This is a genomic window from Agrobacterium vitis (assembly GCF_013426735.1).
Classification (GTDB): domain Bacteria; phylum Pseudomonadota; class Alphaproteobacteria; order Rhizobiales; family Rhizobiaceae; genus Allorhizobium; species Allorhizobium vitis_D.
Genome location: NZ_AP023275.1, coordinates 105,635 through 125,569, shown reverse-complemented (window position 1 = coordinate 125,569; position 19,935 = coordinate 105,635). Strand labels below are relative to the sequence as shown.

At 58.5% G+C, this 19,935-nt stretch carries 19 protein-coding genes; 16 read left to right on the top strand and 3 right to left on the bottom strand.

The window, feature by feature from the left end; genetic code table 11:
* Positions 1 to 76 precede the first annotated feature (76 nt).
* The 3 genes from H1Y61_RS24640 to H1Y61_RS24635 form a co-directional block, all read right to left on the bottom strand.
* A complete protein-coding gene (locus H1Y61_RS24640) occupies positions 77 to 793 on the bottom strand; it encodes an IS6 family transposase (protein WP_041699307.1) in 717 nt (238 codons plus the stop codon).
* Between the two features lie 262 nt (positions 794 to 1,055).
* A complete protein-coding gene (locus H1Y61_RS26995) occupies positions 1,056 to 1,184 on the bottom strand; it encodes a hypothetical protein (protein ID WP_267966965.1) in 129 nt (42 codons plus the stop codon).
* A 4-nt stretch (positions 1,185 to 1,188) separates the two neighbouring features.
* On the bottom strand, positions 1,189 to 4,314 hold the full coding sequence (locus H1Y61_RS24635; protein WP_156557669.1) for an efflux RND transporter permease subunit: 3,126 nt from the start codon (positions 4,312 to 4,314) through the stop codon (positions 1,189 to 1,191).
* Between H1Y61_RS24635 and H1Y61_RS26990 the strand changes: the two genes are divergently transcribed.
* The 16 genes from H1Y61_RS26990 to H1Y61_RS24560 all read left to right on the top strand — a co-directional run bounded on the left by H1Y61_RS26990 (position 4,313) and on the right by H1Y61_RS24560 (position 19,934).
* Positions 4,313 to 4,441: a hypothetical protein gene (locus tag H1Y61_RS26990; RefSeq protein WP_267966964.1), complete on the top strand. Its 129-nt coding sequence runs from the start codon at positions 4,313 to 4,315 to the stop codon at positions 4,439 to 4,441. The two genes, H1Y61_RS24635 and H1Y61_RS26990, sit on opposite strands and share 2 nt — an antisense overlap.
* 91 nt (positions 4,442 to 4,532) lie before the next feature.
* Positions 4,533 to 4,880 (top strand): hypothetical protein, encoded by a 348-nt coding sequence (locus tag H1Y61_RS26820; RefSeq protein ID WP_235681016.1) that lies wholly within the window; start codon positions 4,533 to 4,535, stop codon positions 4,878 to 4,880.
* Between the two features lie 466 nt (positions 4,881 to 5,346).
* Positions 5,347 to 6,018, top strand: a complete 672-nt coding sequence (locus tag H1Y61_RS24625) for a response regulator transcription factor (protein WP_156557675.1) — start codon at positions 5,347 to 5,349, stop codon at positions 6,016 to 6,018.
* A complete protein-coding gene (locus H1Y61_RS24620; RefSeq protein ID WP_156557684.1) occupies positions 6,018 to 7,355 on the top strand; it encodes a sensor histidine kinase in 1,338 nt (445 codons plus the stop codon). Before H1Y61_RS24625 ends, H1Y61_RS24620 begins: the two co-directional genes overlap by 1 nt.
* Positions 7,356 to 7,594: 239 nt before the next feature.
* Complete coding sequence (locus H1Y61_RS24615; protein ID WP_156557678.1) at positions 7,595 to 8,410, top strand: DUF3313 domain-containing protein; 816 nt, start codon at positions 7,595 to 7,597, stop codon at positions 8,408 to 8,410.
* A gap of 433 nt (positions 8,411 to 8,843) precedes the next feature.
* Positions 8,844 to 9,287 carry a hypothetical protein gene (locus H1Y61_RS24610; protein WP_156557681.1) on the top strand — a complete coding sequence of 148 codons (444 nt, stop codon included), beginning with the start codon at positions 8,844 to 8,846 and terminating at the stop codon, positions 9,285 to 9,287.
* A 50-nt stretch (positions 9,288 to 9,337) separates the two neighbouring features.
* The gene (locus H1Y61_RS24605) at positions 9,338 to 10,435 is read left to right on the top strand and encodes an IS630 family transposase (RefSeq protein ID WP_156556118.1); all 1,098 of its coding nucleotides are present in this window, start codon (positions 9,338 to 9,340) and stop codon (positions 10,433 to 10,435) included.
* Between the two features lie 167 nt (positions 10,436 to 10,602).
* A complete protein-coding gene (locus H1Y61_RS27135; RefSeq protein ID WP_180575614.1) occupies positions 10,603 to 11,046 on the top strand; it encodes a DoxX family protein in 444 nt (147 codons plus the stop codon).
* Positions 11,047 to 11,433: 387 nt separating this feature from the next.
* Entirely contained in the window at positions 11,434 to 13,242 is a 1,809-nt protein-coding gene (locus tag H1Y61_RS24595) for a methyl-accepting chemotaxis protein (RefSeq protein ID WP_234644453.1), read from the top strand.
* Between the two features lie 4 nt (positions 13,243 to 13,246).
* Positions 13,247 to 14,668, top strand: coding sequence for a chemotaxis protein CheW (locus tag H1Y61_RS24590; RefSeq protein ID WP_180575605.1), 1,422 nt, complete (start codon positions 13,247 to 13,249; stop codon positions 14,666 to 14,668).
* Positions 14,665 to 15,750 (top strand): chemotaxis-specific protein-glutamate methyltransferase CheB, encoded by a 1,086-nt coding sequence (gene cheB, locus H1Y61_RS24585; RefSeq protein WP_180575604.1) that lies wholly within the window; start codon positions 14,665 to 14,667, stop codon positions 15,748 to 15,750. The genes H1Y61_RS24590 and cheB overlap by 4 nt, the downstream gene beginning before the upstream one ends.
* The gene (locus H1Y61_RS24580; protein ID WP_071204593.1) at positions 15,750 to 16,616 is read left to right on the top strand and encodes a CheR family methyltransferase; all 867 of its coding nucleotides are present in this window, start codon (positions 15,750 to 15,752) and stop codon (positions 16,614 to 16,616) included. The genes cheB and H1Y61_RS24580 overlap by 1 nt, the downstream gene beginning before the upstream one ends.
* Positions 16,617 to 18,578, top strand: a complete 1,962-nt coding sequence (locus H1Y61_RS24575) for a chemotaxis protein CheA (RefSeq protein ID WP_180575603.1) — start codon at positions 16,617 to 16,619, stop codon at positions 18,576 to 18,578.
* A complete protein-coding gene (locus H1Y61_RS24570) occupies positions 18,575 to 18,835 on the top strand; it encodes a hypothetical protein (protein WP_156557727.1) in 261 nt (86 codons plus the stop codon). Before H1Y61_RS24575 ends, H1Y61_RS24570 begins: the two co-directional genes overlap by 4 nt.
* Positions 18,836 to 18,924: 89 nt before the next feature.
* A complete protein-coding gene (locus H1Y61_RS24565; protein ID WP_156557725.1) occupies positions 18,925 to 19,308 on the top strand; it encodes a response regulator in 384 nt (127 codons plus the stop codon).
* Positions 19,305 to 19,934 (top strand): chemotaxis protein CheX, encoded by a 630-nt coding sequence (locus tag H1Y61_RS24560; protein WP_156557723.1) that lies wholly within the window; start codon positions 19,305 to 19,307, stop codon positions 19,932 to 19,934. Before H1Y61_RS24565 ends, H1Y61_RS24560 begins: the two co-directional genes overlap by 4 nt.
* The last annotated feature ends 1 nt before the right edge of the window (position 19,935 follow it).

Below are 19,935 nucleotides of genomic sequence, written 5' to 3'. Positions count from 1 at the left end.
TTACGAGGTACGCATGCCGTCGGTGGGCACTGTAAACTTATGGACCTCGGGTCAAGTTAGGGCACGAGGTCTGCAATCAGGCTACCTGAAGATGAGCGATCTCGCTCCACATCTGCGTCGCGGCTACTCGCAGCTCGCGATAATGGAGAGATGAAGTGTCGTGGCGGGGAATTTGGAAGAGGTTGGCGATCGGGTCGTGGATGGAAACGAAACGCTGAAGGTGTCGTGCCGACTTGAAGCGCTTCATGATCCGCTCTCGCCTTCGGATCGGCTGATGAGAGTTTTCTGCCCGATTGTTCAGTCCCTTATGTGAACGATGCTCGACGGCGGGCATGATCTCCCGCTTCGCCGCACCGTAGGACCGGAGCTTGTCGGTGATCATCACGCGAGGCGAACGGCCTTGTCCTTTCAGGAGTTTTCGCATCAAACGCTTTGCAGCCTTGGCATTGCGGCGGCTCTGGACAAGGACGTCAAGGACGAAACCATCCTGATCGACGGCGCGCCAGAGCCAATGTTTCTTGCCGCCAATGGAGATGACGACTTCATCGAGATACCATTTGTCGCCAAGCTTTCCGGCCGATCGCCGCCGGATTTCATTGGCAAAGCGCCGCCCGAATTTCTCGGCCCAAAGGCGGACTGTCTGGTGCGAGACAGTTATCCCGCGCGCCGCCAGTAAGTCTTCGATCATTCGCAAGCTGAGCGGGAAGCGAAGATAAAGCCAGACGGCATGAGCAATCACTTCAGCTGGGAACCGGTGGCGGCGATAAAGGGGATCACGAACGGTTTGGGTCATGCCGCAAAATCGCACAGGGCAATCGCCGAGGGGTTAACGTTACGATGCCTGGATCGCTGTTGGCCGTCTACCCCGCCACCATTGGCAGCAATGACACGGCCTCACCAACCGGCATGCATAAGGTCAAGGGCGTCTCCTGTTTTTGGCTATGCAGAGATCGCCGATGGGCGACTGCCCTGAACTGTGGGAGAGAAGCATTGCGGCTGCATTACAGGATTGGCCACCCGGCGCCGCTTCAGCACGTGGGTGCAGTGAGGGCGAACTACTGTATGAAGCGGCGCGACAGCATTATCAGTAGAATAATCGGGCCCCCGAGCAGCGCGGCGAAGAGAAACGCGGAAAAGAGCAGGCGGCCGGCAATGCGGTTAACCGTTTTGCGGATCGTCGCCATTCCCCTAACTCGCCGGTTGCGGATGGTTTTGGGGCGCAATGATGCGAGGCGGGCCCTTCACTTTCCGAAATAAGCTGTCGATGCAGGAAATGATCACCGGGACAACGATCAGACTGAGAACTGTGGAGCTTATAAGCCCACCGATAACCGCATGTGCCATGGGAGCCCTCTGTGCGCCGGCCCCGGAAGTTTCCAAGGCAAGGGGCATCATGCCGCAGATCATCGCAAGCGTTGTCATCACGATCGGGCGAAAGCGGACAGCGCCGGCATTTGCTATGGCCTCGGCAACGGGCAGTCCGCGTTGGCGCTCCCGGTTCGCGAAGTCGACCAGCAATATGCCGTTCTTCGTGACGAGCCCCATCAACATGATAAAGCCGATCATCGAGAACATGTTGATGGTGCTTCCGGCAGCCAACAGCCCGATCAACACACCCATCAGCGACAGAGGAAGTGCCGCCATGATGGCAAGCGGTTGCAAGAAACTTCCGAACTGCGACGCAAGCACGACGTAGATGAAGATCACTGCCATGATCAGGGCCTTAAGCAGGCTCGCAGCTGCTTTCTCAACGTCTTCGGCGTCGCCCCCAAATTTGATCCGGTATCCTGCAGGGAGTTCCTGTTTGGCTATGATGGCCTCGAGATCGGCCGTGACGTCACTCATGGCACGACCCGATATATCGGCGGAGATCAGAACTTCACGTGACTGGTCCAGGCGGCGGATTTCCGATGCAGCCGGAACCAGATCGATGTCAGCAATCTGGTCGAGCCTCACCATGCGTGGACTTTCACTGTTGGCGGTATCTGGCAATTTGATCAATAAATCGCGGATCGCGGAGACGCTGTCTCGTTGATCCACGGGGAGTCGAACTACCAAATCGTAAGTTTGACCAAGCGGATCGGACCAGGTTCCCACCTCTTCGCCATTGACGAATGGTGAGAGCATCGCGGAAAGTTCGCGAATGCCAACACCAAGGTCGCCGGCCTGCTCGCGCTTCAACCGCACCGAGAAAAGCAATTTCCGATCGCTGGCGCTCGAATTGATATCCACCACTCCTGGGATCTTGTGCATGCCCGTAAGCAGCCCTGCTGCGGCTTTTTCCAACACCGCCCGATCATCACCAAGCAAGCTCAGTTGGATCGGACTTGCACCACCACCGAGACCTGCTTGAATGATGGCGATGTTGATCCCGGGGATCACTGAAAGACGTCTACGAATTGGGTCAGCCAGTGCCACGGGGGTCCGCTCGCGATCTTGGTGCGGCACCAGACTGACGAGCAATGTCGCGTTGTGTTTGCCAGGATTGCCGCCCGTGTTGATCGTCGAATAGGTGGAGGCCACCTCGGGGAATTCACGCAAAGCGGCTTCAACCTGCTGAAGTTTTGCAGTGGTGTAATCCAGCGATGAGCCCGCTGGAGCGGTTATGTTGATCTGAAACTGTCCCTCGTCCGAAGTCGAAACAAACTCAACGCCCACAAGTGGAACCATGAAAATGCTGGCAATGAACACCGCTGTCGTCAGCAAGAGCGTGACGAGGCGATAGCGCAGCGTCCAGCGGACCATCTTCCGGTAGATCGCGACAATCACCTCAAAGCCGTTATCGAAGCGCGCGATGGTGCGGCCGATCGTGCCGCGAATCGCATCAGGCTCAGCATCTGGGTCATGCCATATGCTAGACAGCATGGGGTCGAGCGTAAACGCCACGAACAGCGAAATCATCACGGCTGTGGAGACGGTAACGCCGAACTCATAGAAGAAGCGACCGACCATACCGTCCATGAAGGCAACCGGCAGGAAAACGGCAACAATTGCCGCTGTGGTTGCCATTACGGCAAGCCCGATTTCGTTTGTGCCATCGAGTGCCGCCTGGAAGTGCGACTTACCCATGCGCAGGTGACGGGTAATATTTTCACGGACGACAATGGCGTCATCGACCAGGATGCCGATCGAGAGCGTCAGGGCAAGCAAACTGAGCATGTTGAGGGTAAAACCCAGGAGATCAATGACAGCGAGTGTGCCGATCATCGAGATTGGCAATGTCAGCGCGGTGATGACGGTGCTTCGCCACGAATTGAGGAAGAGGAAGACAATGGCGACTGCCAGCGCCGCCCCTTCGATCAAGGTCGATTGAACCTCACCGAGCGACTCCACAATGGGTTTGGATGCATCCTTGATGATTTGAAACTGCACATCCTTCGGACCCAGGACGACGGTGAGCTGATCAAGCCGTTTGCGCAGCTCTCTTACCACCTGCACGGTGTTTGCGTCCTGAATCTTAACGAGGTCAATCGCCAACGCCGTCTCACCATCGTACATGGCCCGGCTTTCCAGATCCGCCGGGCCGGTTCTTACCGAGGCCACGTCCGAAAGATAAACAGGGAGCCCACCGCGGCGGGCAATCACCAGATCAAGTAATTCCTTGGGCTCCGAGAGCCGACCCTGGATCTGAATAGTGCGTTCGGAGAGGTCGCTGATGATGCTTCCGGCCGGCCGGTTCCTGTTGCTGCTCTTGATTGCTTCGATCACTTCGTCGGCGCCTACACTAAGAGCGGTCAACCGCGTTTCGTCGATTTGAATATCGATCTGCTGTTTCTGGCCGCCAACCAGTGTTGCCTGCCCAACGCCGGACACGGCCGCGAGCTCGCGGATCACGCGCTCCTGAACAAGATTGGTCAATTCGGGCACGCCCAGGGTTGCGGACGTGACGGCAATCGAGAGGATCGGCTCGTCCAACGGATTGAAGCGCGAGACGATGGGCTTGTCGGCCTCTTCCGGGAACTCTGCGTCAAGGGCTGCGACCTTGTCACGGACGTCTTGCGCCGCGACCGGGCTTTGCACCTCGAGTTGAAAACTCGCCACGACGACGGATCGACCTTCGTAGGATGTTGAAGTTACGTCCTCGATACCGCTGATCGTGTTGAGCGCCTCCTCGATCGGCTTGGTTACGTCCATCTCGACAGCTTCAGGCGTGGCGCCAGGGTAAGTGGTGGTCACGACCTCCACTGGAACATCGACATTTGGAAACTGATCGACCCCCAGCCGATCATACGAGAAGGCGCCGATCACCAGCAGAACCACCATCATCATGGTGGCAAAAACCGGGTTACCGATGGAAATGCGGGTGAGAAACATGAACTTATCCCATCTTCGCGACTGTGACGACAAGGCCCGGCTGCAGCTCGGCAAGTGGCGCCCTTACGATCATGACGCCGGGCGCAAGACCAGAGACCTCGGCCATCTGGTTATCATCCCACCTTGAGATGATGCTCACCGGCTGGCGGATGAGAATGCCGTCCACGAGTTTGAGAACGTGAGCGTCTTTATCGTCTCCCCGAATTGAGGCCACAGGAATGGCAATTGCGTCTTCGGTCTGCCGGACCAGGATTGAGCCGTGGACAAACATGCCTCCCTTGAAGTGGCAACGCTGTTCGCGCTATTTCGACGTGGGCGGCAAGGCTATCCATCCGGGCTTTTCTTGCCGCAACCTCGCTGCGTGCTTTGTCGAGTTGGTCCTGACTTGCGACACTTTTGCTCGCAAGTTGCTCAATCCGGTTGAGCGACTGCATTGCAAGCACCCTTTCGGCCATTGCGCCTTCGTGGTCCGCCTCTTTTTGTTTCAGACCGGCCTGAAGGTCATTCGATTCAAACCCGATCAAGTCGTCACCGGCCTTTACGGCCTGTCCTTCCCGAATGTTTGAATGCGTAATCCTGCCGCCGCTAACGGGGCGCAGTTCTACGAGACGTGAGGGTCGAAGTTCGCCCGTTACCCTGAGCCGCTCAACGAGCACGGCCGGCTGAATTGTAGCGACTTCCATTGGAGACAGTTCAAACGGTAATGTCGCGCCACGGACATGCGCGGTTACCACCACCTCCTGCAGCCGTTCGTTCACAACGCTCGTTCCCAGTGCAGGGCCGATCAAAGCGACGGAACAATAGACGCCGCCAAGAAGTGCCGCGGTTACCGTGAGTATTCTATTCCATTTGGATGCCATCAGGTCGACCTCGTTGTGATAGAGCACCGCACATCAAGCCGTCTGGTGCCGCGTCTGTAGGTGGACGATGAGGTTCGACAATTGCAGCAGCATTACCCCCATCTTTTTATCCTCGTAATGCTGCTGCAATGTTCTTGGCGACACTGCTGCCAGGCGAGGATGCGGGGCTACGATGAGACTTCTGTTGATCGAGGATGAAAGGGAACTGGCGACAGCGCTATCGGCTGCGCTGTCAAAGCACGGGATCGTTACCGATCACACGATGTACCTCGCCGATGCCCATGAGCTCGTTCTGCAAAATGACTACGACGCCATCCTTCTGGATCGGCGTTTGCCGGACGGAGAGGGACTGACATTCATCCCGATATTAAGGCGTGCAGGCAATGATACGCCAATCATTGTACTTACCGCCCGAAACGAGCCGATGGAACGGGTGGCGGGCCTCGATTTCGGTGCGGACGATTATCTGGGAAAGCCATTTCTGGTCGAGGAGTTGATGGCACGGGTTCGAGCCCTCCTGCGACGTCCCTCTGGCGTGATCGATCAAGATATCAGGGTTGGGCGATTGTCGATCGACCCGTTGAACCTTACCGTCAAAATCGGAACCGATACGCTCGAGATCCCGCGCCGGGAGCTTTTGGTTCTCCAGGCGCTTGCAAAACGCAAGGGCAAAACCGTTCTTCGTTCCACGCTCGAACAGGCGGTTTATAACTACGAAGAAGAGATACAATCAAACGCTTTGGATGCGCACATTTCGAGGTTGCGCAAGCGATTATCGGATGCCGACGCGGGCACCACAATCCATAACATCCGCGGTGTCGGCTACCTCCTGAAGGAAGAATGATGGGTGCATACCGGTCCACAAACCCATCGCTTTGGTGGCGCCTAAGCTGGCAACTCAGCCTGGTGATCAGCGTCGTAATCGGCGGTGTGATCGTAGGGCTGTCGGTATACGGCACGATGGTGATGTCGCCCAACATAGCGATGGAGAGCGAGGTTAAGAACGCGGTTGCGGAATCGATCAGGCGAAATGGCGGCGGCCAGCTTGAACTCGAAGACACCCTCTTAATGCGGGCGCTGATGGAGGAGAACAGCCATCTGTGGTTTGTAGCGGCCACTGCCGATGGTACTTTCGTCTCTCGGGGCGCTATTCCGTCGGCATATGCTGCGATCGTTCCTTTAACCTACCTGTTCGATTCCGCGGATATCCGCGAGGCAGACGGAATAGATGAAATCGCATCGATCGATGATGTTGCGACGCTGCTGGGTGAAGTGCGCGTATTATTTGGAGGCATAGCCGGCAAAGGCTCGCCGGTGCTTGCGGTGCTCGGGCAAGCCTATCCGATTTATGTATCGCTGCTTGCGATGGCATTGCCCGCCATATTTATTGCTGTCCCCTATATCGTGGGAAGTGGGCTTGCAAGGATCAAAGATGTCGCCGAGAGGGCAGCGCAAATTGACCCCCATCGCCAGGGCAGCCGCCTTCCTGTCGAGGGCATACCGGGTGAAGTCGCTCCGCTCGTCGTCGCCTTCAACGGAGCCCTCGAGAGGCTTGAGACCGAATTCAAAAAGCGTCAACGGTTCTTGATCGACGCGGCTCATGAGCTCAGAACACCGATCGCCATTATGCAAACGCGCATCGACGGCATGTCAGATGGTCCGGAGCGCACACGCATGTTGCTAGATGTGGCGCGCTTGGCCGACACAGCCGAACAATTGCTTGACTTCGAACGCAACGATCAAGCGGTAGATCTTGATGAACAGGTCGATCTCGTCACGATCGCCCGTGCGGTTGTGGCTGACTTTGCGCCGATCGCCATCGCAGCGGGCTATGAAATTTCATTTCAAAGCGAGGTTGAAGCTCTCCCCCGCAGGGGCAACAGCATTGCGTTGACCAGGGCGATCGGCAACTTGGTTCGCAATGCGATTGACCATTGCGATGGAAGAGGAACGATCGAAATCTCGGTCTCCGCGAGCGGTGAGATCGCCGTCAGCGATGAGGGACCTGGCATACCAGTCGAACATCAGGAACTGGTATTCCAACCATTCTACCGCGTCACCCCGAGAAGCCAAGGCGCCGGGCTTGGTCTAAGCCTAGTGAAGCAGATCGTCAACAATCACGGTGGACAAGTTAGCATCCAGAGTCATTCAGGCGGCACAAGAGTTACAGTCAGCCTATGATATGGGCTTGTTTCTTGTCGGCTCACCGCTCCCACCACGCTCTCTTCGATATTATCTCCCCAACGCTTAGAGAATTGCAGCCTCATTGCATCTTGTAATGCTGCCGCAATCCTCAGCTCCGACTGTCACTCCAACATCAATGTTGGAGGCCGGTGCACGTGCAAATCTATAATCAGCTTTTCAGTCGTTTTTTCGGCGACCCCCCACGACGTTTGCTTTTCTCTCTTCCGATATTGATCATGACAGTTGCAGTGGCCGGCTGTACATCCGTGCCACTGACGGAAAGTGGAACGCTGACCTCCTACAGCAATCTGAGCCCTCCCAAGGGCAACTTTGGCAAGAAACGACGGCTTTACGTCGATGGCAAACAATTGGCCCAGATAAAGACGGTTCGGATCATTCCAACCAGCTTCTCCTTCAATGCTGCATCTCGTATCAAGTTGGAGACCGACCGTGCCCTAGTATCCAATGCGCTGGACCGCGCCCTTTGCGTCGCATTGAGCGACAAATATGAAATTGTGCCGGCCGGCCAACGAGCGGACCTGACAATCCGTTCTGTCGTTACCGATATTGTGCCGACCAACAAAGGTGTTGCGGCTGCGGCGACTGTTGCAAGCGTTGGCGGTGGTTTCATGATCCCAAGCGACATCCCTCTTGTCGGCATTCCACGCATACCCATCGGCCTTGGCGGTCTTGCGGTCGAAGCTGAGGCAACCGATAGTTCCAATGTTCAACGTGCGGCCATGATGTGGAGCCGTGGAGCCAACTTCATTCAGGACAAGCCGCGCTACTCGGAGGTCGGCGATGCCTATGGCCTTGCAACCAAATTTGCCAGTGACTTTTCCCGGACGTTGATAACGGGCAAGGAACCGAAGATGTTGGACATCTCCATCCCTTCCAGAAACCGGGTCCAGTCCTGGCTCGGCGGCAAACCGAAATATGCAGCATGCGACTCGTTCGGGCGAGCACCAGGCATTGTTGGCAAGGTCGCCGGAAATTATGGCCTTCCGCCACAATGGACCGACAAGAAGCCGAAGACATTGCCAGCACATTGATCATCAGAAGACGCAGCATCGTCCAAACCTCCTGCTGGCCGGATGACTGCTTAGCAGGAGCAGACCGGCATCCCCGCCGGCTCGGGTGAGCGGAGCGAGAGCCCAGACCTCCAGCCTTGCTCCGCTCATCGCCTCCCACTTCGAAATGTATCTTCTGGACCGCCGCACCATCGGCTGCGAAAAACCAGATCAAGCTGTTTCTATGTAATGCCCATGCAATTCTCGGAGATCACTGTCGCTGACAGAAGAGGACCTTCTTGAAGAAAAGGAACAAGCATATGTCTCCCTACGAAGACAAGATCTTTTGGATGAAGATCATTCAAACTGTAGCATCGACTGTGATTGTAATGCTGGTTCCATCCTTTACCGTATTGCCGAACCTGGATGCTATTCGAGCTACATTGCGCCGCATGCATTTCTGGAGGTTCGGGTCATGACCGAACAGACCGCCTTCCAAAAGGAAATGTCTAGGCCAGCTCAAAGCGTGTTTGGCATAGAGCGCCTTTCGAGCACCCTGGTCCTGGGCAAGCGTTTGCTTCAGTCGATATCGGTAATCCTCGGCCTGACCGGGGCATCCCAAACTATCTTGGCAGCTCCCCTGTCTCCCGCTGTGAAGGAACAATGCGGCGCTGAGATCCGATCGAAGTGCCTCAGGCCATGGCGGCTTACCCCTGATGCCATCTCAACATGCGTTGAAGAGAACAAAGCAAGCCTGTCGCCAACATGCCAGGCGTTTTGGGTCACCGCCCATATGTGCCAGGTAGAAATGAAGCAGGTTTGCAACGGGTTGAATCCCCTGACCATCAAAGGCTGCTTGAGGAACTCCAGGCAGAAATTCTCTCTGACCTGCCAGGAAACGCTAGTAACGTTGAACTAAAGTAGGCATCATTTTATTTTGCTTCTGTTGTAACAGCGGGAGTTTGATTGATGGTCGGCAGGCAAGCGGGCTTTGTCGCTCTGAGCGACGAGGATAGAAATTTTCTTGAGTCTCAGGTGCGTCGGCACAAGGCGCCGCGCTCGCTGTCGGATCGATGCCGGATAGTTTTGCTGTGCGCGCAGGGCTTGCAGAGCAAAGATGTTGCCGAACGCCTTGGCGTCCACGAGCACACGGTTGGCAAGTGGCGCCGCAGGTTCGTGCAGGGTGGCATTGACGGGCTGACCGACGAATATCGCGCAGGTCGGCCACGAACCGTCTCTGACGCCCAGGTAGCTGAGGTCGTCGAACGGACATTGAACACCACCCCGAAGGATGCCACGCACTGGTCTATCCGTTCGATGGCAGCCGACCGCGGGCTGTCGCACACCACCATCCGTCGGATATGGACCGCGTTTGGTTTGCAGCCGCATCGTTCGGAGACATTCAAGCTGTCTTCCGATCCCCTGTTCGTTGATAAGGTGCAAGACATAGTCGGCCTTTACATGTCGCCACCTGATCGGGCAGTCGTGCTATGCGTGGATGAGAAATCGCAAATCCAGGCACTGGATCGCGAGCAGCCGGTTCTGCCCATGGCGCCGGGCATCGCCGAGCGGCGCACCCATACCTATGTCCGCAACGGCACGACATCCCTGTTCGCCGCGCTCGACGTTGCGACTGGCGCGGTAATCGGCCAGTGCTACAAACGTCACAGGGCGACCGAATTTCTCGACTTCTTGAAGCGGATTGACGCCGAGATGCCCAAGGGGCCGGACGTGCATTTGGTGATGGACAACTATGCGACCCACAAGACGCCGAGGATCAAGGCCTGGCTCGCACGCCGCCCGCATTGGCATGTTCACTTCACGCCAACGTCAGCCTCCTGGATCAATCAAGTCGAGCGGTGGTTTGCAGAGCTGACGCGCAAGCAATTGCAACGCGGTGTCCATCGTTCCACCGCCGAACTGGAAGCCGACATCGACGCGTTTATCGCAACGCACAACGAGAATCCCAAGCCATACAGATGGGTGAAATCCGCCGGCCAAATCCTCGCCTCCGTCAAGCGATTCTGCCAAAAAACAATGAGCCGAACTTCAGATTCGGGTGACTAGATGTTCAGTAAGTCTGCTATCACAGCCAGCGCTGGCGCCGCCCTGCGAGTCCTGACGCCGCGAGATGTCGGTTAAGTTTATACTTCTTCCGGGGATCCCGCCAGGGTAAAGACGCACCGGTATGTTTGTGGGCATCAATTTAGGAGACCTGGAATGAGGAATGGAAAATCAGTCTATGGACGAGGCGAACAATTCTTGCCCAGTTTTTTGCATACGCCGGCTTCCTCAAGCTGAGCCGGACACCAGAGGCCCTTGCCGCCATGGGCTGGCACTGGACCGTCGATGTTCCACCCTCGCTTATCACCTTCCTCGGAATCATGGAGGGGTTGAGCGCCATCGGCATCATTTCCCGGCAGCATTACGTATATGCCATGGCTTACGACTCTCGCCGCGGCAGGCATGGTACTCTTGCAATTGTCGGGTGTGGCCTTGCATCTTTCTCGCGGGGAAACGAGAGTGCTTTGGCTCAATGCAATTTTGGTCTTCGTCGCCGGAGCAGTTGTCTGGGTCGGCGGTTTCACGGCGTAGCATTTAATGCCATCATGTGGATCGAAACGGACCGACCAGTCGTCCGCCGTGAACGCCCACGTGACAGCTTTTCAGTTCCATGAACGAGATGACATCGGACAACGGGTCCATTTTAGACGATCCCCAAGGATTATTGGACGGCATAGCATAGATCGTCTCCGCGGCGCGGCGCTCTAAATGCCACCTGGCGTCGTTCTCGTCCCGTTCCTATAATCGTTGGCGATCTCGGATATCCTGTGCATGACGAAAGGTTTGCGTTATGCCGTCGTTTGCGCCATAGACTGTATGATCAAGGGCAATTCCTTGCGTTGCAGGCTCAGCTCATAAGTTCACGAGATTGGAAACGCATGGCACTGGTGAAAACCTCTCAGTTAGGCGCAAAGACAAATCCTCCGAAGGCCGGCCAGACGGGAGCTGTGGCGGAGCCAAACACAAGATCCGTCAGCCGACGATCGCAGGATCGTTCGCGCGTGCGGCAACAGCAGGCGGCCGAGCGAATCGGGGCTGCGACGGAACAACTTGCGACGGGCGTGTCGGAAGCCGCGGCAGCCGCAGAAGAGTTGCGCCGGGCGCTTGAGCAGATCGCCAGCGGGGCCGAAGAAGCAGCAGGAGCGGCGCATGAGTCTTTGTCCGCCACCACCCACCTTTCGGCGCGGTTCTCCGAGGCTAGGACGGAAGCGGAAGCCGCGCGCAGGCGCACCGAGGAACTTCAGACCTCTGTCTTCGAATCCGCTGCGCAGATCGATACGTCGATCTCCGCAATCGATGCGAATGCTTCACGCCAGATCGCTTCCGTTGCCGTCATCGACAGGCTGCAATCCCAGGCGGAAAGCATCGGCGCTACGACCGTCGCGGTTGCCGATATTTCGGACCGCACCAATCTGCTCGCGCTCAATGCGGCGATCGAGGCGGCGCGGGCCGGTGACGAAGGCCGTGGATTTGCGGTCGTCGCCGACGAGGTCCGGTCGCTGGCGGAAATTGCCGAGCGAAGCTCCCGCGATGTCAGCCAGCATGCCGAGACGGTCGTCGATGGCGTTCGCCGGATTGCCGATCGCATCCGGTCCGCTGCCGCCAAGGCGCAGGAGCAGACGGCTTCGGGTCGGACGGTGTCCGAGGAACTACATGCCATCCGCTCGGGCCTCACCGCCCTGTCGCAGAACAGCCAGGTGATCCTGATCGCTGCGGTCGAAGCGGAAGTCGCAACGCGCGAGGCCCAGAAGGGTGCCGAAGCTGTTGCGGCAGCGGCCGAAGAGCAATCCGCGGCTGCGACCGAGGCGCAACGCGCGGTCCAGCAACAGAGCGCGGCGTTAGAGGAAAGCCAGCAGACGGCGCAATCTCTGGCCACACTTGCCGATGAGCTGATGAACGAAAGCGGCCGGGCCTCGCGGACGGAAGAGCTGAGTTCTGCAGCAGAAGAGCTGTCCGCCACCGTTCAGGAGCTTTCCGGTGCGGCTGGTGAAATTCTCATTGCGATCGAGCAGATCAGCCGCGGGGCGGAAGCGCAGGCAGCTGCCACGCAGCAGGCCAATGCGGCCATGCCTCAGATCGAAAAGAGCGCTTCCCAGACGCAGGAGAGTGCCGAGCAGGCAAGCCAGCGCGCCGAGGAGATCAAGACGTTCCTCGGCAGAAACAAGGCCGGCCTGGATGCGATCGCGGCGGGTGTTTCCGATGCTCTCGGCGAAACGCGGAACGCTTTGACGGATCTGAATTCGCTCGGCGAGATCGGTTTTCAGATCGAGCGCACGGTGGACCGGATCGTGCTCGTCGCGGTGCAGACCAGCATGCTCGCGGTCAGCGGTTCGGTGGAAGCGGCAAGGGCCGGCGAGGCGGGCCGTGGTTTTGCGATCGTTTCGACCGATATCCGCAAACTCGCCCAGGATGCCGCCGAGAATATCGATGGCGTCAAGGACATCGTGCGGCAGATCCAAGTGCAGATCGCCGCCGTGCAGTGGGAACTGGAAATGATCGTCGTGGCCTCCGAGGCCGAGATCGCGAAGAACAAGCAGATCGTCGATCGGCTGATCGCGGCGGAAGCCGATGTGGACCTGATGGTGCGCGGCAACGCATCGATCCTCAATGCGACGCAGGCGATCCTCGTCGCCGCCAAGCAGGTTCAGGCCGGAACGCAGCAGATTGCCTCTGTGGCGCAGGAGGCGAGTGCCGCCTCCGAGCAGGCGGCGACCGCGGCAAGGCAGCAGTCCCGCGGGGCGGAGGACCTAGCGGCGGCGGTCGAGGAAATCGCATCGCTGGCCGACGAACTCCAGATGTCCGGAAACTGAAGCCATGGCAGTGTTACCCTCCCCGGCGGATGTCGATCGGCGGCGGCTGGTATTCCGGGTCGGAGAGCAGAGCCACGAGATCGAAGCGGGCCTTGTGATCGAGGTCATGAGGGTGCCGTATATCACCCGAGTTCCGCATGGGCCCGAGGCGCTGGCCGGCATCGCCAATCTCCGCGGTAAGCCGGTCCCGGTCCTGTCAATGGGCAAGGTCCTGAACGGCAGCCACAATGCGCGCCCGGATGGCAAGATCATCGTTTACGATCACGGTGGCGCCGTCGGCCTTCTCGTCGATGACGTGCTGCGACTTTCGGCGGATGCGACGGCCGCACCGCTTCAGGATCTGAATGGCCTGCTGGATGCCGCGTTCAAGGTGACGAGGCGCTCGCCGTCTGAACGGACCGCCCATGGCGACCGTGGTAAAGAGGTGGAGGCGAGCGCTCAGCTCATCGCCTTGCTGTCGTTTCGCGTCGCCGGGCAGCTCTATGGCCTGCCGCTCGACGATATCCGCGAAGTCGCGATGTTGACCGGCGATATCGCGGTCATTCCGAATGCGGCGTCGGCGGTGGTCGGTCTCATTCCGATGCGCGACAGTGTTCTGCCCTTGGTGTCGCTGGCATCGCTTCTCGGCCTCGAAGGCGTGCATTCGGCGGTCGAGGGCTCCCGGATCATCGTCGTCGAGCACGAGGGTGATCTGGTGGGTCTGGTCGTTGATGGCATGGATGTGATCCGCCGGCTGCCCGAGGATGCCATCGGTACGGTCCCAGCCGTTCTGCAGCGCGGGCGCGGCGATGCGCACATCGAGGCGATCGGCCGGATTGCCGATGGCGGACTGCTGATTTCCATCCTGTCGCCGCAAAAACTGTTTGGTCACCACGCCGTCACCCAGGCGATCGGCCAGAATACAGGAGCCAAACCGATGGGAACGACACGTGAGAGGCAAGAGACGGTCGAACAGTTCCTGATTTTCCAGCTCGGCGACGAGAATTACGGTCTGCCCATCGGTTCGGTCGACGAAGTCGTGCGGGTTCCAAGCGAAGTCACCCGCATGCCCCGCGCGCCAGCCTTCGTGATGGGCGTCATCAACCTGCGCGGCAAGGCGATCCCGCTGATCGACCAGCGCACCCGTTTCGACACGTTGGCTTTGGCGCAGATGGACAAGGCGCGCGCCATCATCGTGACGCTCGGCACGTTGCAGGCCGGTTTTGTGGTGGATGGCGTATCGGAAGTGAAGGCTGTTTCCTCGGCCGCATTGTCGGCCGCACCCGAGTTTTCTTCCGACCGGACGGAGGTCTTCGATCGCATCGCCCATATCGAATCCGACGGCCGGATGATCCTGCTCGTCGATCCAAAGGAGCTTCTGAGCCGGGCGGAGCGGGATATCGTGGCGGCGATCACCGAAGACAAGCCGGCGGTGGCTGTTCCGTGATCCGTCTTCTCATCGTTGAGGATTCTGCGTTGATGCGGAAGGTTCTGGGCCAGATTTTCAGCGCGGAAGGGGATTTCGAGATCGAATTCGCCCGCGACGGTGTCGAGGCTCTGAAGGCTGTTTCGAGCTTCCAGCCCCATGTGGTGACCCTCGATATCCACATGCCTTTGATGGATGGGCTCGCCTGTCTCGATCGCATCATGCTCGAACATCCGTGCCCAGTGGTGATGGTGTCGTCACTAACGGAGGAGGGCGCGGAGGAGACGTTGACTGCGCTGGAGATCGGCGCGGTCGATTTCATCGCCAAGCCTGGCGGCGCGATTTCACTTTCGATCAATGAACTGACCCCACGTCTTGTCGAAAAGGTGCGGATGGCAGCGACAGTGCGGATCCGTCGCAGCCGGCGGCTCGCCGAGCGCGTCCGGCTGACGCAGGTCGTTCCATCGCAAACCATAATCCCGTCTCGCGGTCGCGGGGCCGCCCCCCAACGACCGGTCCGGGATTCAAGTCGAACCGGTCTCGTGCTGATCGGCACATCGACCGGCGGGCCGCCGGCGCTCGACGCGGTGCTCGCCCATCTGCCCGCGAACTTTGGCTGGCCGGTGGTCGTGGCGCAGCACATGCCGGCCTCGTTTACCGGACCTCTGGCCCGGCGGCTGGACAAGCTCTGCGCTTTGACCGTCAGCGAGGTCAGCCAGCAGACCAAACTGGAGCCGGGCAACATCTATATCGCCAAGGGGGATGCGGATATCGTCATCTCCGCGCGCGCCGGATCGCTGGTGGCGATGGCCGCTCCGAGCGCTCAGGCCTATCGGTGGCATCCGAGCGTCGACCGGATGGTGCGCTCGGCGATGAAACATGTGCCGGCAACCGATCTCGTCGGCATCCTGATGACCGGCATGGGGAATGATGGCGCCGCCGCCATGGCCGAGTTGCAGGCCGCCGGCGGTTACACGATCGCCGAATCCGAAGAGACGGCCGTCGTTTGGGGCATGCCGGGAGAGCTGGTACGCCTCAATGGCGCGAGCGAGATCAGACGCGTCGAAGACATCGGGGCTTCATTGCTGGATCGGGTCTGCTGATGGTGATCCCTCCGGCCAATTCGGGAAATTTTGGTGCGGACCCGCTTTCGGGCGCCGATCTCGAGGAAATCTGCGCGATCATCTACCAGCGCAGCGGCATGGTGTTCGGCGAGACCAAGCGTTATTATATCGAGCGTCGCGTCACCGACCTGATCAGCCAGCGCAAGGCCCAATCGGCCAAAAACTACATTTCTATCCTGCGCGGTGACCTGCGCGAGACCGAGTTGCTGATCAACAGCTTCACCGTCAACGAGACCTATTTCTATCGCGAGCAGCACCAGCTCGCCTGCCTCAGCAATTCCATCCTGCCCGATGTGATCAAAGCAAAAGGTCCGGGCGATCGTATCCGTATCTGGTCCATGCCCTGTTCGAGCGGCGAGGAGCCCTATTCTATCGCCATCTGGCTGCTCGAAAACTGGCCGCTGGTGGATGCCTATAATATCGAGATTACCGGCTCGGATATCGATACCGCCATCCTGCGGCAGGCGGTGGACGGCCATTACGGGCAGCGGTCGCTTTCGAAAATCCCGAAAGATATCCTTGACCGGTATTTCGAACCGGAAAAGGATCAGCAACGTCGGCTGATCGGCGATCTGCGGGAATCCGTCACCTTTGCTAAGGGCAACATCGTCGATCGGCCAAGCCTTGCGTCACTCGGGCGTTTCGATGTGATATTCTGCCGCAACCTGCTGATCTATTTCGACGAGGCGGCCCGCGAAATCGCCGCCCGCAATATTCATGAACTGCTTTATCCCGGCGGCTATATCTGCCTCGGCCATACGGAATCCATGTCACGCATTTCGGAGACTTTCGAGCCGGTCCGCTTTCCCGACGCCATCGTCTACCGAGAGGCGGGAGACAAATGAATGGTTGAATTGATCGCCCAATTCGCCATCGAGGCGCGCGAACTGGTCCAGCAGGCCTCGGAAGACCTGCTGTCGCTGGAGGCCAATCCGCGCCAACGGGAAAGCCTGGAAAGCGCCTTCCGGGCGATCCACACGCTGAAGGGCTCGGTCGGCCTTTTCGACTTCGGTCCAATGCTCGGAATATTGCACCAGGCGGAAGATCTTCTGTCGCAAGCACGCGCCGGCAAGATCGTCGTGGACGCGACGCTCATCGATCCGCTTCTCGCGGTGATCGAATGGGTTGACAACAGCATAGAAGGCATCTCCGAGACGGGGCGTCTTTCCGAAGCGCAGGAGAAGCAGGCGCCGAGGCTGGTGAGGCTGGTGAGCGGCGAAATGACCGAGCGCGACGCCGGGGAGACTGCCCTTGCACCCACGGCAGTTCCGGACTGGGCGTTGTCTCTGCATCACAAGGTTCCCACGACGGATGCGGCAGGAACCTTGATTGCCATCCGTTACGAGCCGCATCCCGAATGTTTCTTCAATGGCGACGATCCGCTGGCAACGATATCGCGGCTTTCTGACCTCAGGCATCTGGCTCTTTCGCTCAAGGAACCCCGGCCGGCGCCGCAGGATTACGATCCGTTCCGTTGCAATCTGCTGATCGAAGCCGTTTCGGGCGGTTCGATAGCGGAGGCGGAAGGCGTGTTCCGGCTGATCCCCGATCAGGTCAAGCTTTTCGCCTTGCCCGGAGCATCCGAGGAACGGGAAACCGCCCAGCTGGAGGTATCGGCAAACCGCCCTACGGATCGTCAGTCGACAACTATACGGGTCGATTCCGCGCGTATCGACAAACTCGTCGAAATCGCCGGCGAGCTGATCGCCGCCAAGAACGGCCTCGTGCCGCTGGCGGATGAAGCGCGCAGCCACGGCAATGGCCAGCTCGCGAGACGGATCCTCGCCAACCATCATGAAATCGAGCGTCTCGTCGCCTCGCTCTATAGCGCCGTCACTCAGGCGCGCATGATCCCGCTTGAACACACGTTCCGCCGTTTTCCGCGGCTGGTGCGCGAGACATCGGCAAGGCTCGGCAAGGCGCTCGACCTGATCATCGAGGGTGAGGCCGTCGAAGCCGACCGGGAAATCGTCGAGAACCTGTTCGAACCCCTACTGCATCTCATACGAAACGGTCTCGGCCATGGCATCGAGCCGGAAGCCGACCGGCAGCAGCAGTCCAAGACCGCTCGAGGTCGTCTCCTGTTGCGCGCCCGGCAGCGTGGCGACCAGATCGAGATCGAAGTGGTCGATGATGGCCGCGGCATAGATCCGCAACGCATCCGGGCGACAGCGATGGATCGCGGTCTAATATCGGAAGGCCAGGCGTCAGCTCTCTCCGACCGGGACGTTCTGCAATTTGTCTTCGCGCCCGGCTTTTCCACCGCATCCTCGGTCTCCGACCTGTCCGGCCGCGGGGTTGGCCTCGACGCTGTTCAGAGTTCCGTCAAAAGGCTTGGCGGGACGCTCGAGCTGCAAAGCACGGTCGGAACCGGCACATCCTTCGTCCTGAGGCTGCCGATCAGCTTTTCGATGACGCAGTTGATGGTCGTTCAGGTCGGCGATGAGCGGTATGGCATCCCCATTTCGGATGTCATCGAGACACACAAGCTGCCGATGAGCGCGATCCAGTCCCTGCGGGCGGGCAAGGCCTTCGTGCTGCGCAACAGAACGATCCCTTTGCTGCATCTCGGCGAACTCCTGCAGGTGCAATCGCCGAGCGCGCATTCCAGCGATCTCAAGGTGCTGATCGTGCAGGCTGGGGAAGACGAGATCGGGGTCGCCGTCGATGAGATTGCCGAGCGCGCCGAGACCCTGACCCGGCCGCTGGGGGGCTTGCTGGAGGGCCTACCTGGAATTGCAGGAACGACTCTGCTGGGGGATGGAAAGGTCCTGCTGGTCGTGAATATAGAGGAGTTGGTGTCATGACAGTGGACCTTGGCAATGGTACCATCGTCCTCTCTGGAAAATGTGGTATCGAAGAAGCGGAGACGCTCGTCAGCTATCTGGAAAATCACCGCGACCTTGCCGTCGATGTGGCGGCAGCAACGGAAATTCACACGGCTCTATGGCAAGCATTACTAGTATACGGCCCACAACTCAATGGCACCCCTCAAGGGTCTACTACGGCGGACCTGTTGGTTCACGTAGTAAAAACTTCGCTCATGGACGCGTCAAAAACCTAGTGGCAAACTTGCGGAGTTCCCATAGGCCCTTTAAAAGAGAGGTTTATGTTGGCGTCCAAGTGGATCGCAGCCCTTTGGTGGAGTTTTAGATGACGGTCATAGTCCTTATGGTTGACGACAGCAAATTAGCCAGGATCGTAGCCGGTAAGGCGATCGCGGCATTACAGCCCGATTGGACGCGCATTGAGGCAGGAAGCGCCGCCGATGCTTTGGCTGTCGTTAACTCCCAGAGGATTGACGTGGCCGTTCTGGACTTCAACATGCCTGATAAGGATGGGCTTGAACTCGCTAGAGAACTACGCGGTTTACATCCCAACATGCCGATCGCCGTCGTTACCGCCAATGTTCAGGATGAAATCATTGCAGGAGTCCGCGCGCTGAACGCGACCTTCGTGGCCAAGCCTGTCACGGAAGAAGCTTTGAGCGGCTTCATCTCCGGCGCAGCACTTCGCCTGAGGAAAGCCGCCATATGAGCAGTGGTTCGTTAGCGCTGGACGATCTCGAACGCGATGCCCTGACAGAACTCGTCAATATCGGCGTCAGCCGTGCCGCGGCGAGTTTGCGAAAGATGGTCAACAGGCAAGTCATCCTGTCTGTCCCCTCTGTCGAGGTCGTTACACGAAAGTCTGCGGCTGCCTTGATTGGTCAGCGAGAGAACGAAGATCTCATCGCCGTGCAACAGCAGTTCGAGGGCCCTTTTTCAGGGCGCGCGCTTCTCATTTTTCCTGAAAGCAATGGCCTGTCGCTCGTCCGTGCCATCATTGGCGAGGACATGGACGACGCGGGCGTCGCTGAAATTGAGGATGAAGCTCTCGCCGAAACCGGGAACGTTATCTTGAACGGCTGTCTCGGCTCGATGGCGAATATGTTGCAGCACACGCTGAAAATGTCGCTTCCCAGTGTTCGCCGCGGTAACAGCGCCGCTTTGTTCGACGTTTTCGACAACACCAGTGACCAAAGCTTCGTATTGTTCCTCTACATTAACTTTTCCGTCCAGGATCGAAAGGTACGCGGGTACATCGCCATGCTGATGGACCTGCCCTCTCTGGAGAAACTGAAAAGACTTATCGCCGATTTCATCGACCGGGTGATTGCATAAA

What these genes read in the sequence shown, in the direction of transcription:
- H1Y61_RS24640 (WP_041699307.1), bottom strand. Translation starts at nt 793, where the DNA reads ATGACCCAAACCGTTCGTGATCCCCTTTATCGCCGCCACCGGTTCCCA.
- H1Y61_RS26995 (WP_267966965.1), bottom strand. Translation starts at nt 1,184, where the DNA reads ATGGCGACGATCCGCAAAACGGTTAACCGCATTGCCGGCCGCCTGCTC.
- H1Y61_RS26990 (WP_267966964.1), top strand. Translation starts at nt 4,313, where the DNA reads ATGAACTTATCCCATCTTCGCGACTGTGACGACAAGGCCCGGCTGCAG.
- H1Y61_RS24635 (WP_156557669.1), bottom strand. Translation starts at nt 4,314, where the DNA reads ATGTTTCTCACCCGCATTTCCATCGGTAACCCGGTTTTTGCCACCATG.
- H1Y61_RS26820 (WP_235681016.1), top strand. Translation starts at nt 4,533, where the DNA reads ATGGCAATTGCGTCTTCGGTCTGCCGGACCAGGATTGAGCCGTGGACA.
- H1Y61_RS24625 (WP_156557675.1), top strand. Translation starts at nt 5,347, where the DNA reads ATGAGACTTCTGTTGATCGAGGATGAAAGGGAACTGGCGACAGCGCTA.
- H1Y61_RS24620 (WP_156557684.1), top strand. Translation starts at nt 6,018, where the DNA reads ATGGGTGCATACCGGTCCACAAACCCATCGCTTTGGTGGCGCCTAAGC.
- H1Y61_RS24615 (WP_156557678.1), top strand. Translation starts at nt 7,595, where the DNA reads ATGACAGTTGCAGTGGCCGGCTGTACATCCGTGCCACTGACGGAAAGT.
- H1Y61_RS24610 (WP_156557681.1), top strand. Translation starts at nt 8,844, where the DNA reads ATGACCGAACAGACCGCCTTCCAAAAGGAAATGTCTAGGCCAGCTCAA.
- H1Y61_RS24605 (WP_156556118.1), top strand. Translation starts at nt 9,338, where the DNA reads ATGGTCGGCAGGCAAGCGGGCTTTGTCGCTCTGAGCGACGAGGATAGA.
- H1Y61_RS24590 (WP_180575605.1), top strand. Translation starts at nt 13,247, where the DNA reads ATGGCAGTGTTACCCTCCCCGGCGGATGTCGATCGGCGGCGGCTGGTA.
- H1Y61_RS24580 (WP_071204593.1), top strand. Translation starts at nt 15,750, where the DNA reads ATGGTGATCCCTCCGGCCAATTCGGGAAATTTTGGTGCGGACCCGCTT.
- H1Y61_RS24575 (WP_180575603.1), top strand. Translation starts at nt 16,617, where the DNA reads ATGGTTGAATTGATCGCCCAATTCGCCATCGAGGCGCGCGAACTGGTC.
- H1Y61_RS24570 (WP_156557727.1), top strand. Translation starts at nt 18,575, where the DNA reads ATGACAGTGGACCTTGGCAATGGTACCATCGTCCTCTCTGGAAAATGT.
- H1Y61_RS24565 (WP_156557725.1), top strand. Translation starts at nt 18,925, where the DNA reads ATGACGGTCATAGTCCTTATGGTTGACGACAGCAAATTAGCCAGGATC.
- H1Y61_RS24560 (WP_156557723.1), top strand. Translation starts at nt 19,305, where the DNA reads ATGAGCAGTGGTTCGTTAGCGCTGGACGATCTCGAACGCGATGCCCTG.